Source organism: Porcipelethomonas sp. (genome assembly GCF_051893655.1).
In the GTDB taxonomy this organism is placed as follows: Bacteria; Bacillota; Clostridia; order Oscillospirales; family Ruminococcaceae; genus Porcipelethomonas.
Genome location: NZ_JBJFHN010000048.1, coordinates 1 through 15,708 on the forward strand (window position 1 = coordinate 1; position 15,708 = coordinate 15,708).

The following is a 15,708-nucleotide window of genomic DNA, read 5'->3' on the forward strand; positions in this document are numbered from 1 at the left end:
AGCTCTTGTAATTTCTTCGTTGGTCAATTCATCCTGTCTAATTAAAAATTTATTGATTTTAACCATATCTACAACATTTACATAATTATCACCATTTATATCTCCTAAAACAGTATCAGGACTTTCAGTTGAATTTTCAGTTATATCTGTTTCCGTAACTGATGTTGTAGTTTCATAAGGATCAGTAACAACTAACGTAGTTTCTGTTGCTGACTCGGTTACGTCAGTTATATCAGTTGGCGAAGCAGTAGTTTCTTCCGTTGTTTCCTGTTGAGTATTACTTTCGGTTGTCTCTTCTGGTTCATCACTTAAAAAGTTTGTAACCATTCCATACCAGTAATCACCCATTTTTTCATAGCCTGTTTCATTTGGATGTACACCATCCTGCAAGTCAGTTTCCGGATTTATAACACTGTTTATATCTGCAAATCTTACAGATTTGCCCTCAGACTGCATTTTTTCAACCAAAGTTTTGATTGATGCATTAAACTCATCAACATAATTTTTTATCATATTTATAAAATCTTCGTGATCGCTGTTATAATAAGCATCTCCATATGCCCAGAACCAGTCATATACTTCTTCTACGTTCATATACGGAATTGTCGAAACAAAAACTACATCTGTAGGATCCGTCATATCACTTAAAATAACATTTATCAGGTTTTCAAGTCGATCAGTAATTCCATCATTATACGCACTTAAGATATCATTTGTACCAATCTGGAGCAGAACAATATCAGGATTATAAGTTGCAATCATATCAGTTTCCTGAATTTTTTCCAGAATACCCTCCCGTGTTTCCGTACCAGTTATATGCTGAATTGCATATCCGCTGTAACCGGAATGGTCACCGTCATATTCAAATGTCACACCATTGCTGTCAGTATAAGAAGGTCGCCAACTTCCATAATTATTTGCACCAACCATATCAATATTATATCCATTTGTGTCAAGCTCATGATACAGATATTTTCGATAGCCGTCAGTACCGAAATAACCATGCGTAATGGAATCTCCTAAAGGCATAATTGAAATTTGCTTATTACTTTCGTTTTCCTCAGCTGATGAAAACAAAAGGCATGACATAATCAATGAAAATGAAGTTATGATGCTAACCAAAAATTTAAATTTAATTTTCATATTTTTCTCCATTCTGAAATTAAAATAGTATAATTTTATTGTATAATAAAATCTAAAAAATGTCAAGCAATCTTGTCAGATTAATATCAACACATCATAGTAAAATCAATAAATCATTGTGCATTTTGACAATGAAATCATCTTGTCAGAACAATTAAATTATGCAACAGTTCCTTTGAAAATAATTCATAAATATGTTATAATAATATCAGGTTATTGTATTTAAAACAGTGTTGCATTAATTTTTAAGAATATTTAAAATTTGCAGTTTTACAATTCATTGTAAATATAATTTGTGAGGTATCAATTAATGGATTTTAATATTGGTGAATATATTGTATATTGTTCAAAGGAAATATGCAGAATAGAAAGTATAGTGAAAAAATGTTTCAATGGAATTGATGAAAATGAATATTTCAAGCTGATTCCCATAGGAGTAAAAAATTCATCATATTATATTCCCTGCAACAATTGTGATTCAAAAATCCGAAAACTTCTTTCAAAAGAAGAAATATATCATTTGATTGAAGAAATGGCTTATGCAGAATCAGACTGGTGTGAAGATAAAAATATGCGAAAAAATCTGTTTAACTCAGTATTAAAAAGTGATGACTATCACAGATTGATTTCAATGATGCATTCACTTTATATTCAACAGGAAAATCAGCGCTCAAAGGGCAAAAAACTGCTGGCTGCGGATGAACGTGCCATGCATGATGCTGAGCATCTTATTCATCAGGAATTTGCATTTGTACTTGGAATTGAAGAGAATCAGGTTGAAGATTTTATAAAACAAAATATAAAAACAACAAAAAAAGGTGCGGTTTAATTCCGCACCTTTTTGCATATTCAGACAAATACGTATAATTTATTCATTTTCAAGCTGTTTAAGACATTCAGAACAAACATATTTGTCTTTAAATTCAGTTAAATCATCCTGTGAACCGCAAAAAATGCATTCATTATGAAACTTACTGATAATGATTTTATCATCTTCAACACGAACATCTACTGCGGATCTTATTTCCATACCCAGTTTTTTTCTGATGTCTTTAGGCAGAACGATTCTTCCAAGATCATCAATAGTTTTTGTTATTACTGTATCTTTCATGATAACACTCCATATTTCTAGTTTTTATTATATTATAATATTTTTGTCGAATTTTGTCAAGTGAATATCCTGATAAATTTTGTATAAAATTTAATACGGACTAAATATTTTCATTATTGCCATAGCTGTTTTTATTCCATCAACTGCTGCAGACATAATTCCCCCTGCATACCCTGCTCCTTCTCCGCACGGGAAAAGATTTTCAGCTGATACGGAATTTAAATTTTCTGTCCTTGTAATTCTTACCGGAGAGGAAGTTCTGGTTTCAGGTGCGGTCATTAATGCATTTTTATTGCCAAAGCATTTCATTTTGTGTGAAAATTTATCCAGTCCTTCTGCAAGCATTGACGTTACAAATTCCGGAAAAATCCTGTTAAAATCGCAGGGAAATACTCCCCTGTCATAGGTCGGAATAATATCTGACTTTACTGACGGACTGCCATTTATGAAACCATTCACTGTAGTTGCCGGTGCATCGTTTTTTCTCTCTGCACACTCAAATGCCCGTCTTTCCACAGAACGTGCAAAATCCACTCCGTCAAGGACTCCATTTCCGAAATCAGAGGATGATACTGATACAACCATCGCCGCATTTGCATTGTCTCCGTTCCGGGCAAAAAGACTCATACCATTAGTTACTACAGTATTTTCTTCACTTGCTGCCGGAACAACATGTCCTCCGGGACACATACAAAAAGTGTATACACATCTTCCGTCCGGACGTCTGTATGAAAGCTGGTATTCCCCTGCCGGCAGATTAGGATTTCCTGCATATTTTCCGTAAAGACTGCGGTTTACTTCCTCCTGCTTATGCTCAATTCTCACACCAATTGAAAAAGGCTTGGATTCCATAAAAATTCCCTTGTTTAAAAGCAATGAAAACGTGTCTCTTGCAGAATGCCCTATAGCCAGTACAAGAGCCGAAACTTTTGTTTCATTTTCATTGTATGTCACACTTTCTATCTTTCCGTTTTTTAAATTTATATCATCAAGTCTGGAATCAAATAAAATTTTTCCTCCCAGAGATATTATACGCTCTCTGATAGATTTTACTATGCTGCGAAGATTGTCCGTACCAATATGAGGTTTTGCCTTTATTAAAATTTCATCCGGTGCACCAAACTCGACAAACTTTTCCAGAACATATCTGCAAAGAGGATCATTTATTCTTGTAGTAAGTTTGCCGTCTGAAAATGTTCCGGCTCCCCCTTCTCCGAACTGCACATTAGACTGAGTATTAAGCCTGCCTCCTGACCAGTAATCCGCAACGTCCTTTATACGCCTGTCAACAGACTGTCCCCTTTCAATAATAACAGGTCTGTAGCCGTATTCTGCAAGAACCAGACCACAGAACATTCCCGCAGGACCAAATCCTGCAATGACGATATCCCCGTTCTTTTTTTTCCCTGATATTTCTGGATTAAAGCTGCTTCCTGCTACATAACGGCATCCTGATTTGCGGCATATTTTCTTCTCCAGCTCATCGCTTTCAGCTTTTATAAAAACCGAATAAACAAAATGTATATTATCATTATGCCTGGCATCCAGTGATACCTTGTTGATGCCGCAGTTTATTACATCTTTTCTGGTAATTCCGGCATATTTAAGAGCCTTTTTTATAATTGATTCCTGATTTTCATCTAACTTACCTTTTATCTGATTTACTATAACCGGCATTTATTCTTCCCTTTCATTTTTTTGTTCTGATAAAATTTTCATCATTTCTTCTTCTGCATTTTTATCTGCATTATGAAATTTTTCACACGGAACATTTCCGCATACTGACCAGTAATCACAATAGTCACAAGGGGCAGAATCCTGCATTATAAGAGGATCTGCACTGATATTTCCGCTGTATAGCTCTTCACAGATATTAAGCATAAGCTTTTTTGTATACTCCCTTAAATTTTTAAACTGTGCAGAAGTAAGGCAGGAAGATGAACGTTTATTCAAAAGTACTTCCCCGGTTCCACCATCATCTTTGAGTAATTTAGCAGGGATATATATTCCCTGAATGTCCTCTTCCATAGCCTTTAAAACAGTACGCTCTTTAAGTACCACGCCGTTCATTTTGCAATGACTGTTAAGATAGTCCTCTATGCTGCCTGAATCGTCACGGTCTCTGCCACAGGCAATTTCCCCGGAAGGCATATATAATACCCCTGCCGGAATATAATCCTTATACTTTCCGTTTATTCCGGTAACTGCAAAAAGATAAATCAGCATCTGCATATTTATTCCATAAAGGAGAGATGAAACGGAAAAGGTTTTTTTTCCGAGCTTTCCGGTTTTATAATCAATTACTCTGATATATTTTTCACCGTTTTCCTCGTAAATATCTACTCTGTCAATAACTCCTCTTAAAAATATTTCAATACCGTTATCTGCTTTAAGAACAGGAAGATTATTTTCATTTATATTGAATTCAAATGCTACCGGACGAAACTGTGATTGTCTGAGTTCATTCTGAAGATGAAGAATTATCTGAAGAATATTTTCCCTGATATTAATAATATTGCTTTCAAGGCGTGGAGTTTTTACTGCATTTCCTCCCATATTATCATTCAGATAGCTTTCAGTACATTCATTGATGATTTTACTGATTTTGTCTTCAGTAAGGCTGTCAAATTCAGCCTTGCTGCTGCATGAACCAACAACTGCTTCCATACACTGATGAACAAGATTTCCCTGTTCAAGACTTCCGATTTCACGCTTTCTTTTTGCTCTGAGCTTAAGACCAGTATTGCAGAAAAATTTAAACCGGCATAAATTAAATTCCTCAAATCCAGTTGCAGAAATATTAAGCCTTTGAGAATACATCTGCTTAACAAGTTCTTTATTTTCAATCTTAAAATCTCTGCCGGCGGCTGCTTCTTCAAGATAATCAATTCGAGAGGAATAATAAGGATTCTGTTTCAATACTGTTCTGAGACTTGCTGTATCCTGATTTTTATTTCCAAAATTCTGAACATAGTTAAAATATGCAGCCTGTGGAGTGGACGAATAAAACAGAATATTTTCCTCACAAGCCAGATGAAAAATATCATTACCAAACATATTAATTATCTGTTTTATGACAGATGCAGGATATCGTGTTCCACCCATATTGTCATTCAGCGGATAAGATATATATAGTTTATCAGACGCATAAGTCAACGCTTTATATACAGCAAGCTTTTCATCAGAAATAATTTCATCAGCACTCCTTGAAAGATGAAAACCTGCATTTTCAAATTTTATCCTGTCTTTTTCATTCAGCAATCCTCCGGGCTTTCCGGCTGCCGGAAAAAAGCCTTCGTTTACGCCAGCAATAAACACTGCTTTCGGAGATTCCAGACGAGCAGTTTCAGTATGTGCGATGCGGACTCCGTCAAGAGTCTGCGGCGGAGTTGAATAGGTTATCTGCTTTAAAACAGCGGTAAACAGTTCACGGAATTCTTTAAGAGAAACCTCTCCACCGATGTCGGAAATGGAATCTAAAAATTTAATCATCATATCCCAGATTCTTTTCTGTTCTTTTGCCTGATATTCCAGTCCGGTTTCATTAAGATGGTTTATAAGTCTGGACACCTGTTCCGGAACATGAGTTTCCTCAAGAAATTTATAAAGATTTCTGCATATTTCACGGCAGTTTTCTCCCTGACATTTACGGCGCAGGTTAACAAGAGGTTCTGTTATTTTTTTTCTTGTTTCTTCAATTCCGGGATTTTTTTCAATATCAGCGGTAAAAGGCTTAAACCACTGCTCCCCTGTTATATCCCATTCAAAGCAGTAATTTTCAATTGCCGAGATTTCATCTATGGACATATTATTAAGTCTTGTTTTAATGTATTTTAAAATCATTTCTGTATCAGGTTTTGATTCACTTATTATATCCACAACCGATGTCACAAGCTGCATAAGTGAGGTGTGAAATGCACTTTTTTTTATATCTGAAAAATAAGGAATATTATACTTTTTAAATGCTGCTTCAAAAATATAGGTATATTCCTCCAGCTGACGGGAAATCACAGCTATATCGCTGTATTTATACCCATTATTTCTTACCAGGTTATTTATATGTGAGCAGATATGATCAGCCTCTTCATAAAGATCTCTGCATTCTGTTATATTGATATTTTCTGAATGTTCAAATTTACTGCTGTTATTTCTCATAATATTCTTATTGAGAAAAGCAAGGTCATGGTGCTGATAACGCTTTAAATTTTCCAGATTTACAGTATTGATTTTGATATTATATTTCTTAGCTGTCTGGTAAAAACTCTTCCATGTTTTTTCTACAGAATCAAAAATGCTATATTCATTCTGTCCGATATTTTCAAGTCTGAGGGCAATATAAACCTCTTTTGCCTGGGAAATAATCGTATCGATCATTTCATATTCGTCCCCGGTAAAGCTTTCAAATTCATCAAAAAAAACAATACTTCCGGAGAAGTAATCATTAATATCTGCAATAGCGGCTGATTCAGAAATATCTGTAAGACTGTCCTTGAGACCGCAGACTTCAAGTGAATTATTATATACACTGTAAATCATAGCAAGATCTGTTATTTTTTCGTTATAGTCACTATTTTCAGCACTTATCATATTGATAAGCTTATCAGACATAATTCCACACTGTCTGAATTCTGTAATGATTTTAAGAGCTTCACCTGTAAAATCTGCTTTGGAAGACTGTCGGTCAAAATATTTAAATGATTTTTTTTCAGATAACTCCCTGATTGTTTTATACATAAGAATAAATTTTTGAACATCATCTGCATATTCACCGGATTTTCCTCCGAATTTTTCAAAAATCTCTTTTGACAGAGATGTAAAGCTCAGTGACAATATTTCATTGAATTTTTCCGCACCAAGAAATTCATAAAGCTTTTTATCATTTTCAAATGAAAATTGCTCCGGAACGATAAAAAATATTTTCTGTTCATTATGGTATTCACGAATCTTCTGCATAAGAAAATAAGATTTTCCAGTTCCGGCACCGCCCAGAATAAAATTAAGCAAATATAATTCCTCCAAATCAAACCGCACTTATAAATTTTATGTCATTATGTCCAAAATCGGACGCCGAAAATCAGCGTCCGATCTGTTTTTTTAACTATATCCGTTAAGCTTGTTATTTTTCATTATAGCAGGATAATACTTATATCCGTAGTCAAGATCAACATCACCGGAAATTCCATTTACTCTTCCGGTATGGCTGTACTGCCACATACCGTAATTACCCGAAAATGAAGGTTTTGAAACTCCTGTATGAGCTACCCATATATCATAGCTCGACAGTACACTGCTGTTCATCTTATCTTTTAAAAGACTTGCATAGCTGTAAACAGAAACATAATATTTATTGCTTTCCAGGTGTTCACAGAATACTTTTGTAATATTTGAAACTGCTGTAGTACTTAAATAGTTCTGACTAGGATCTTCAAAGTCAAAGGATACCGGATAGCTGAGCTTATAACCTTTTATAGTATCATAGCACACTTTAGCTTCTTTTAAAGCTTCAGATGTACTGACGGCATAACTGTACCAGTAAACTCCGCAATCAAGTCCGGCAGCCTGAGCACCCTTTATATTCTTGTGAAAATTAGCATCGACCTGATTATATTCCATTCCATATCCTGCACGTATCATTACAAAATCAATACCAGCTGCTTTCACCTTTTTCCAGTCAATATTCCCTTGATATCTTGAAACATCTATGCCATCATATACTTTTTTTGTAGTAGTTACTGTTGTTTTTTTAGTTGTAGTAGTAGCTTTGGTAGTTGTAGTAGTTGTTGTGGTGGTTGTAGTTGTCGTTGTTGTAGTAGTTGTTGTGGTAGTTGTTGTCGTTGTGGCTTCTGCACGAAGTCTTCCCTTATATTTTGTTACAGTTACCGCCGTTACTGCCGGAGAAAGTGATGTGACAGTAGATTTTTCAGAAACATCAGTCGTTACCGCCGGCGCAGTTTCTTCTGTTGTATAGAACATATCAGAATCTACTTCAAAGCCGTTTTCATCAATTAGTTCATAAGTATTGGATTCAGGATCATAATTTATGTAAGCGGCACTTTCACTGTCGTATGTAAGGGTTTCATCAAGAAGAGTTTGAGCATTTATATTTATATTCATTGATGTCATAATAAATACCGTCAGAATGATAAAAATAATTTTTTTGGATTTCAAGTGCATAATTCTTCTCCTATTAATAAAATCAATTCAATAACATTATAACACAACTGTGCGTATTTTGTAACTGTTTATTAATAATTTCATTATTTTTTCTATGAATTACAAAAAATTCTTACATGTAATTTATATAAAATGCACAAAAATTTTTATAAATCTATAAAATATATAAAAATTTTACTTTCTAATTGAAATTTAAATAAGTTTATGGTATAATATTGAAGTTATCGCCGCATAAAAACGGCAGAAAATCAATACAAAAACGGAGGCTTAATATGGTTGTTATTGAAATGGAAAATGGTAAGGAAATAACAGTAGAATTATATCCGGAAACTGCACCTATTTCCTGTGAAAATTTTGAAAAGCTTGTAATGCAGGGATTTTATGACGGTCTTTGCTTTCACAGGGTAATTCCGGGATTTATGATTCAGGGCGGATGTCCTGACGGTACAGGTATGGGCGGTCCAGGATGGACAATAAAAGGCGAATTTGCTTCAAATGGAGTAAAAAATGATTTAAAGCATACAAGAGGCGTGATTTCCATGGCTCGCTCCATGATGCCGGATTCTGCCGGTTCACAGTTTTTCATAATGCATGATGATGCTCCTCACCTTGACGGTGATTATGCGGCATTCGGCAAAGTAATTGACGGTATGGACGTTGTTGATGAAATTGCAAATGTTCAGACAGATATGTCTGACAGACCTGTTACTCCACAGATCATAAAAAGAATGTACATAAAGTAATATTGCATACTAAAAAGTCACCTTTAATCAGGTGACTTTATTTTATAAATATTAAACTTATATTTCAAAATCAAGACAGCTTCTGAGCTTTGTATACGGTCTTACTTTGCTGTCAGCAATATTTACATGTTCAGGATGAACAGCGTATCCTTTCAGGGCCTCCTCACTTTCAAAGGTCGAATCCAGCATAAGATCAGCGTTTGAACTTTCAAGACGTCCTGTATTTACTTTTATTTCCAACAGTCCGGGAATTTTTCCCTGAAGTCCCTCAAGTCCTTCCTTGATACCTGCCTTGATATTTTCCTTTTCTTCATTTGAAAATTCATCTTTTAGTGTCCACAAAATAATATGTTTTACCATTATCTTTTCCTCCATAATATTTTAATCTGCATCCTGTTCCATTGCTTCAATCAGAAAGCTTACAGGTCTGAAGCCGTCATTGCAGGATATCATTGCAGATTTTTTATTTTTCATCCAGCCGTCATAAAGATTTTCTCCGCCATGTGATAAAGTCATCACAAATGCTGATATGCTTTCCCATGCACTGTCGCACATTCCCTCAGGTTTCTGCCATCCGTTGGCGATAAACACCTGACCTTCTTTCATATCACAGGCATGCTGAATCGGATTTTCATATTTTTCCATAAGATCTTTATAACAAGCCTTTTTCATGACAGTTATTCTGCATTTTTTCATTGATTATTTTCTTTTTCCTCCATAGAGCTTTTTTACTATTTTTTTGTTGGAAAAACTTCCATTTGCACGATTTTTAGCATCAGTATAAGCCCATATACAAATACACAGATAAAGTAAAGAAATAATTGATGATATAATCATAGCTCTCTTAAACCATTTGTTACTAAAAAAGCTTTTTGCCATAGATAAATTGAATTTTATAAATGAGCGATCAACATTATCCGCTGCTACCAGATCCACTTTGGCAATAACTTCATCTGAAAGCTTAAGTTCAATTTCACCAAGCTTCTCCCCTTTTTTTACCGGTGCTGTAACACTGTCTGCAAGCTTAATATTTTTCTGGATAGAGGTCGTATCAATATCATTATACCAGAGTGTTGAAAGTTCCTCTTTTGGTTTTACAAGTACATAACCGCTGCCATCGGAATCCTCAACCTTTATTTCTGCAATTTCTTCATCTTTGGAAAGTAGTACCTGATAATTGAAATTATCAAAAACCCATTCAATAAGATTGCATGCATCAATCAAATGATAATATTTTGAATCTCCGTTCTCATCATAAAACGGAGCATTCATAAGTACAAGCAGATACTTTATACCGTCTGAACTTGCCATAGTAATTAAATTTCGTCCGCCAAGCTGAAGATTTCCTGTTTTGATACCCTTTACACCATATACATAATAATCACTGGCAGCACTCATCATTATATTGGAATGACTCCATGTCCATTCCTCCTCATGAGCCGTGGTATAGCTTAAGGGCTTGACCTCATATTCTTCTGTTGTTGCAATATCTTCAAAACCCGGAACAGTCAGTGCATATTCTGTAATAAGTGCCATATCCTTTGCTGTTGAAACCTGCTTTGGGTCATATAGTCCATGGGGATTGGTAAACACCGTATTTTCAGCACCGATCTCCTTTGCTTTCTGATTCATTTTATCCACAAAAGCTGAAATATTCTGATTGCCGAAATAGTTTGCCAGGATATTTGCTGCCTCACATGAGGAAGTAAGCATTAATGCATAAAGATAGTCGGTGACAGTAAATGTATCTCCGTCCCATATTTCTGCATATCTTAAATCATCCGGATATTCATATTCCTCAAATTCAGCATAAAGCGACTTGTCCGCCGTAATGGTTACACTGTCGGGATCTTCACAGTTTTCCAGTACTACCACAGCGGTCATTATATCCACAAGAGAAGCCGGCATCTGCTCAGCGTCTGCATTCTTTTCATATACCACAGATTTGGTATCAAGATTTATTATATATGCCGACTGACTGTTTACGTCAAAGGGCGGAGTAAATGAAATAGCATCACAAATATTTGATGCAGATATATATATACCAATTAACATTGCCGACAAAACGGAAATGAATTTTTTCAAATTAAAACAACTCCTTGAAATTTCTAAAAGACAGCACAATATATGACTGTATTTTCTTTACCTTCTATTATACCAAATTTATAATAAAAATCAAACATTTTTATGAAAAAAATAAAAAGTTATTTACGGATTCTTTTTTTTGTGATAAAATATAGATTGTAATATTGCGAAGGAGGAATTTATTTGATTTATGTAACCGGAGACATGCACGGTGAATTTTCACGATTCAAAACCAAAGACATAAAAAAAATCAGGGAAAATGATACTTTGATAATCTGCGGCGATTTCGGGTTTATATGGGACGGATCCCGTCATGAGCAGTCTGTGCTTGATAAGATCGGAAGAATGAAATTCAATGTTGCATTTATTGACGGATGCCATGAAAATTTTGAATTGTTAAATAACTATGAAGTTATTGACTGGAACGGTGGAAAGGCTCAGCACATAACCGGAAATCTCGTTCATCTTATGAGAGGTCAGATTTATACGATTGAAGGAAAAAAAATTCTTGCTTTCGGCGGCGGACACAGTCAGGATTATGATTACCGCAAAAATCAGGACTGGTGGATAGAAGAACATCCTACCCACGAGGAAATAATTGAATCTATAAATAATCTGAGTATTTATGATAATGATATTGATTATATCGTAACTCATGAACCGCCTGCATCGCTGAAAGACTGTCTGGGAGTAGATGTTCTTCAGCGTCTTGAAATACATGCTTTTTTTGAGGATATAATAAGAGCCTGCCATTTTGAAAAGTGGTTTTTCGGAAAATGCCACGTTGATAAATACATACCTATGAAATTTTATGCTGTATTTGAGGATGTACTTCAGATGTATGAAATTGATGAACCGTAAATTTAAATTTATTTTACCCCCTTTTCTTTACAGAAAAAATGTGATATAATATATAACGCTTTGATTTTAAACATATTTTAACGGGAGAAAAAGAAATGTCATCATTAACATTTTGTGAATTAAAAAAACAAGCTTTAAACAAATATTTCGGAAAAATGAATGAAAGACAAAGAGAAGCAGTATTCGCTGTAAACGGTCCTGTTCTGGTACTTGCCGGAGCCGGAAGCGGTAAAACGACTGTTATAGTTAACAGAATCGCAAATATGATAAATTTCGGAAATGCATATTATGACGATGCTTATAACGGTTCAGATGAGGACTGTGCTTTTCTGGAAAACTATATAAACGGTGCTGAGGCGACTATTGAACAGCTGAAAGAAATTATTGCTGTAAGTCCGGTAAAGCCATGGAATATTCTTGCGATAACTTTTACCAATAAAGCTGCCGGAGAATTAAAGGAAAGATTATCTGCCATGCTGGGTGAAGACGGAGATAATATACAGGCTGCTACTTTCCATTCCGCATGCGTCAGGATCTTAAGACGTGAAATAGACAGGCTCGGCTATCACAGCAGTTTTACTATTTATGATTCTGATGACAGTCAGAGAGTTTTAAAAAGCTGTATGAATGACTTAGGAATATCTGAAAAACAATTTCCGCCAAAATCAGTCCTTTCAGAAATAGGATTTGCAAAGGACAGGCTTATGGATCCTGACGATATGGCTGATGATGCTTCCGGAGATTACCGGAAAATGGTTATTGCTAAAATTTACAAGGAATACCAGAGACGTCTTATTGATTCAAATGCTGTGGACTTTGACGATATTATAAAGCTGACTGTAAAAATACTGACTGATTTCCCGGAAACACTTGAATATTATCAGAATCGCTACAGATATATCATGGTTGACGAATATCAGGACACAAATCAGGCACAGTTCAGACTTGTAAGTCTGCTATCTGCAAAACATCACAATCTGTGTGTTGTAGGAGATGACGACCAAAGTATCTACAAATTCAGAGGTGCTACAATTGAAAACATTTTAAGCTTTGAAAAACAGTTTGAAGGAAGCCGTGTTATTCGTCTGGAGCAGAATTATCGTTCAACTCAGACTATCCTTGATGCCGCAAATTCAATCATTAAAAACAATACTTCAAGAAAACCAAAAGAACTATGGACTGATGCCGGAAAGGGCGAAAAAATTATATGGTACAGAGCTCAGGATGAACGTGATGAAGCATCATTCATATCATCCAGAATAATGGACAGTGTCAGGGACGGCGGAAAATTCAGCGACAATGCTGTTTTGTATCGTATGAATGCACAGTCAAATCTGGTTGAACAGGCTCTTGTAAAAAGCGGTATCCCCTACCGTGTGTTCGGCGGCATGAGATTCTATGACCGCAAGGAAATAAAGGATATTACATCCTATATGGCTGTTATAAATAATAATAACGATTCCTTAAGACTCAGGAGAATAATCAATGAACCCAAAAGAGGTATTGGTGACAGCACTCTTTCACTGCTTGACGATATCACAAGAGATCTGGGTATTTCTCCTCTGGAGGTTATGAGAAATGCTGATGATTATCCGATGCTTGCAAAAAAATCAGCTGTACTGAAAAAAACAGCTTCAATTTTTGATGACCTTTCACAATTTGCTGAAGAAAATCCTCTTGATGAATTCTTTGACAGACTCCTTGAAAAAACAGGCTATCTTGAATATATGAAAAGTCTTGGAGATGAAGGCATTACAAGACTTGAAAATATAAACGAGCTTAAATCTACTGTTATATCATATATGAACGATGCCGATGAACCATCTCTTAACGGATTCCTTGAAGAAATAGCACTGTATACAGATATTGATAAAATGGACGCAAATACTGATGCTGTTGTAATGATGACTGTTCATTCTGCAAAGGGACTGGAATTTAACAATGTTTTCGCAGCCGGAATGGAAGACGGAATTTTCCCAAGCGGAAGATGCTTTAATAGTGAGGAAGAACTTGAAGAAGAAAGACGTCTGGCGTATGTGGCTGTTACTAGAGCTAAGAAAAAGCTGTTTTTAAGCTCTGCCCAGCAGAGAATGCTCTTCGGCTCAACTCAGCGTAATTCTACTTCAAGGTTTATTAAGGAAATTGACAAGGACCTTATTGAAAAGATAGACAATACAATAGTCAGAAAATCTTCAACACCGCCTGTGCAGTCTGTTCAGTCAATTTCTCTTCAGCAACAGATAGCCAAAAATAAAGCAAAGGTTAAGCCAGTTCAAATTGATGCTTCCTATTCTGCCGGTGACAGAGTAAAGCATAATATTTTCGGTGAAGGCACTGTTTTAAGTGTTAAAAATATGGCAAATGATGCTTTGCTTGAAATTGCTTTTGAAAAAGTAGGTACTAAAAAAATAATGGCAAACTTTGCTAAGATGCAAAAGCTTTAATGAAATCTGTAACACATTTAGAACTCTGACATATTATGTACTATGAAACGGATTCAAACAAAAAGTTTTCCGCTTCAATACATTTTATTTTTAAAGGAGTTGCTAATTATGGGTTGTGGATGCGGTTTTTCAGGTAATGGTTGCTGGTGGATCATCATTTTAATTCTTATTTTCTGCTGCTGCGGTAATAATGGATTTGGCAATAACAATTGTGGCTGCGGATGCGGTAATGACAATTGCGGATGCGGATGCTGATCAATTAAATCTAAAACTATTGCTTATGCCCCGGAGAAATATCTCCGGGGTTATATTTTTATCGCAATTTTCAACGATAAAAAAATAATCTTCTGAATTCAGTTATTAATAGCAATTCGTCACCCTTGACAGAATATCATAAAAATAATGTCGCGGTCTTGCCGACGGTTCAAAATCCAAGAATAGAAAAAGCATTATGCTGATTTTGGATTTCAGCATAATGCTAATCAGAATTATCATGTTGATATTTATCTAAGTCCACTCTGTAATTTTCAACGATGATACCTTCTTCCTCTAATTTCTTTTTTTGACCTTCAATACCGCCAAAGGCAAAATGTTTTGATAAATTTCCATTTCTGTCTACCACTTTATAACAGGGATATTTGTATTCATCAGGATTATTATGAAGTATATTACCAACAACTCTGGATAATTTTTTATCGCCTAAATATTCTGCTATTTGACCATATGTTACTACTTTCCCTTTTGGAATGGTTATTAAATAATCATATACTGTTTTCTTCATTGCTTCTCCTATATTTTTCGTGTCATAATAAACATCTTTTGAAATAATTATACTCTTATGTTCTGCAAATGTCAACCACCTAAGCAAAGCGTTTTCACAAAACTGTCGCACTTTTATTGCAGCAACTTTGCATTGCCGTGCTACAATTACAACAGAGCAAGTTGCAACGATCCGATTTTCCACTCGGATCGTGAGAAAATACAAAACTGAAAGGCTCAAAGCAAACCGGCCTGCATGAAAATATTTGGTGTTCCTGACTAAAATCAAATCAGCGACCTATTGCTTAGGAGGCAATCGCTCTATACTACGGGTGGAATTGTCAAGAAAAGAGCAGTCAGAAAATACCCAAAATCTGAATTAGGCAGA

14 protein-coding genes are annotated in these 15,708 nt (G+C 35.2%); 5 read left to right on the top strand and 9 right to left on the bottom strand.

Features of this window, described 5'->3' with window-relative positions; genetic code table 11:
* The coding region (locus ACI4WO_RS02625) for an SGNH/GDSL hydrolase family protein (RefSeq protein WP_439806003.1) at positions 1-1,143 on the bottom strand (1,143 nt) is incomplete at its 3' end.
* A gap of 310 nt (positions 1,144-1,453) precedes the next feature.
* Between ACI4WO_RS02625 and ACI4WO_RS02630 the strand changes: the two genes are divergently transcribed.
* Positions 1,454-1,972 carry a CarD family transcriptional regulator gene (locus tag ACI4WO_RS02630; RefSeq protein ID WP_439806004.1) on the top strand — a complete coding sequence of 173 codons (519 nt, stop codon included), beginning with the start codon at positions 1,454-1,456 and terminating at the stop codon, positions 1,970-1,972.
* A gap of 39 nt (positions 1,973-2,011) precedes the next feature.
* Here ACI4WO_RS02630 and ACI4WO_RS02635 read toward each other — a convergent pair whose 3' ends face one another.
* The 4 genes from ACI4WO_RS02635 to ACI4WO_RS02650 form a co-directional block, all read right to left on the bottom strand.
* Positions 2,012-2,254, bottom strand: coding sequence for an AbrB/MazE/SpoVT family DNA-binding domain-containing protein (locus ACI4WO_RS02635; RefSeq protein WP_439806005.1), 243 nt, complete (start codon positions 2,252-2,254; stop codon positions 2,012-2,014).
* Positions 2,255-2,344: 90 nt separating this feature from the next.
* Entirely contained in the window at positions 2,345-3,931 is a 1,587-nt protein-coding gene (locus ACI4WO_RS02640; protein ID WP_439806006.1) for an NAD(P)/FAD-dependent oxidoreductase, read from the bottom strand.
* A complete protein-coding gene (locus ACI4WO_RS02645; protein ID WP_439806007.1) occupies positions 3,932-7,258 on the bottom strand; it encodes a PD-(D/E)XK nuclease family protein in 3,327 nt (1,108 codons plus the stop codon).
* A gap of 90 nt (positions 7,259-7,348) precedes the next feature.
* On the bottom strand, positions 7,349-8,428 hold the full coding sequence (locus tag ACI4WO_RS02650; protein WP_439806008.1) for a glycoside hydrolase family 25 protein: 1,080 nt from the start codon (positions 8,426-8,428) through the stop codon (positions 7,349-7,351).
* A gap of 272 nt (positions 8,429-8,700) precedes the next feature.
* Here ACI4WO_RS02650 and ACI4WO_RS02655 point away from each other — a divergent pair, with 272 nt between their 5' ends.
* A complete protein-coding gene (locus ACI4WO_RS02655; RefSeq protein ID WP_439806009.1) occupies positions 8,701-9,171 on the top strand; it encodes a peptidylprolyl isomerase in 471 nt (156 codons plus the stop codon).
* A 57-nt stretch (positions 9,172-9,228) separates the two neighbouring features.
* Here the strand turns inward: ACI4WO_RS02655 and ACI4WO_RS02660 are convergent, their stop codons facing one another.
* Genes ACI4WO_RS02660 through ACI4WO_RS02670 form a run of 3 tightly spaced genes read right to left on the bottom strand, consistent with a single transcriptional unit; the run spans position 9,229 to position 11,256 of the window.
* Positions 9,229-9,531, bottom strand: coding sequence for a Dabb family protein (locus ACI4WO_RS02660; protein ID WP_439806010.1), 303 nt, complete (start codon positions 9,529-9,531; stop codon positions 9,229-9,231).
* A 21-nt stretch (positions 9,532-9,552) separates the two neighbouring features.
* On the bottom strand, positions 9,553-9,867 hold the full coding sequence (locus ACI4WO_RS02665) for a TIGR04076 family protein (protein WP_439806011.1): 315 nt from the start codon (positions 9,865-9,867) through the stop codon (positions 9,553-9,555).
* 3 nt (positions 9,868-9,870) lie between these two features.
* Entirely contained in the window at positions 9,871-11,256 is a 1,386-nt protein-coding gene (locus tag ACI4WO_RS02670; RefSeq protein WP_439806012.1) for a D-alanyl-D-alanine carboxypeptidase family protein, read from the bottom strand.
* Positions 11,257-11,439: 183 nt separating this feature from the next.
* Here ACI4WO_RS02670 and ACI4WO_RS02675 point away from each other — a divergent pair, with 183 nt between their 5' ends.
* The 3 genes from ACI4WO_RS02675 to ACI4WO_RS02685 all read left to right on the top strand — a co-directional run bounded on the left by ACI4WO_RS02675 (position 11,440) and on the right by ACI4WO_RS02685 (position 14,816).
* Positions 11,440-12,117 (top strand): metallophosphoesterase family protein, encoded by a 678-nt coding sequence (locus tag ACI4WO_RS02675; protein ID WP_439806013.1) that lies wholly within the window; start codon positions 11,440-11,442, stop codon positions 12,115-12,117.
* 95 nt (positions 12,118-12,212) lie between these two features.
* Positions 12,213-14,561, top strand: coding sequence for an ATP-dependent helicase (locus ACI4WO_RS02680; RefSeq protein WP_439806014.1), 2,349 nt, complete (start codon positions 12,213-12,215; stop codon positions 14,559-14,561).
* 108 nt (positions 14,562-14,669) lie between these two features.
* Complete coding sequence (locus ACI4WO_RS02685) at positions 14,670-14,816, top strand: hypothetical protein (RefSeq protein ID WP_439806015.1); 147 nt, start codon at positions 14,670-14,672, stop codon at positions 14,814-14,816.
* A gap of 223 nt (positions 14,817-15,039) precedes the next feature.
* Here ACI4WO_RS02685 and ACI4WO_RS02690 read toward each other — a convergent pair whose 3' ends face one another.
* The gene (locus tag ACI4WO_RS02690; protein ID WP_439806016.1) at positions 15,040-15,342 is read right to left on the bottom strand and encodes an MGMT family protein; all 303 of its coding nucleotides are present in this window, start codon (positions 15,340-15,342) and stop codon (positions 15,040-15,042) included.
* Positions 15,343-15,708 lie beyond the last annotated feature (366 nt).

Bases quoted from the DNA above. Each gene is read 5' to 3' on its own strand.
- ACI4WO_RS02630 (WP_439806004.1), top strand. From the start codon at position 1,454: ATGGATTTTAATATTGGTGAATATATTGTATATTGTTCAAAGGAAATA.
- ACI4WO_RS02635 (WP_439806005.1), bottom strand. From the start codon at position 2,254: ATGAAAGATACAGTAATAACAAAAACTATTGATGATCTTGGAAGAATC.
- ACI4WO_RS02640 (WP_439806006.1), bottom strand. From the start codon at position 3,931: ATGCCGGTTATAGTAAATCAGATAAAAGGTAAGTTAGATGAAAATCAG.
- ACI4WO_RS02650 (WP_439806008.1), bottom strand. From the start codon at position 8,428: ATGCACTTGAAATCCAAAAAAATTATTTTTATCATTCTGACGGTATTT.
- ACI4WO_RS02655 (WP_439806009.1), top strand. From the start codon at position 8,701: ATGGTTGTTATTGAAATGGAAAATGGTAAGGAAATAACAGTAGAATTA.
- ACI4WO_RS02660 (WP_439806010.1), bottom strand. From the start codon at position 9,531: ATGGTAAAACATATTATTTTGTGGACACTAAAAGATGAATTTTCAAAT.
- ACI4WO_RS02665 (WP_439806011.1), bottom strand. From the start codon at position 9,867: ATGAAAAAATGCAGAATAACTGTCATGAAAAAGGCTTGTTATAAAGAT.
- ACI4WO_RS02680 (WP_439806014.1), top strand. From the start codon at position 12,213: ATGTCATCATTAACATTTTGTGAATTAAAAAAACAAGCTTTAAACAAA.
- ACI4WO_RS02685 (WP_439806015.1), top strand. From the start codon at position 14,670: ATGGGTTGTGGATGCGGTTTTTCAGGTAATGGTTGCTGGTGGATCATC.
- ACI4WO_RS02690 (WP_439806016.1), bottom strand. From the start codon at position 15,342: ATGAAGAAAACAGTATATGATTATTTAATAACCATTCCAAAAGGGAAA.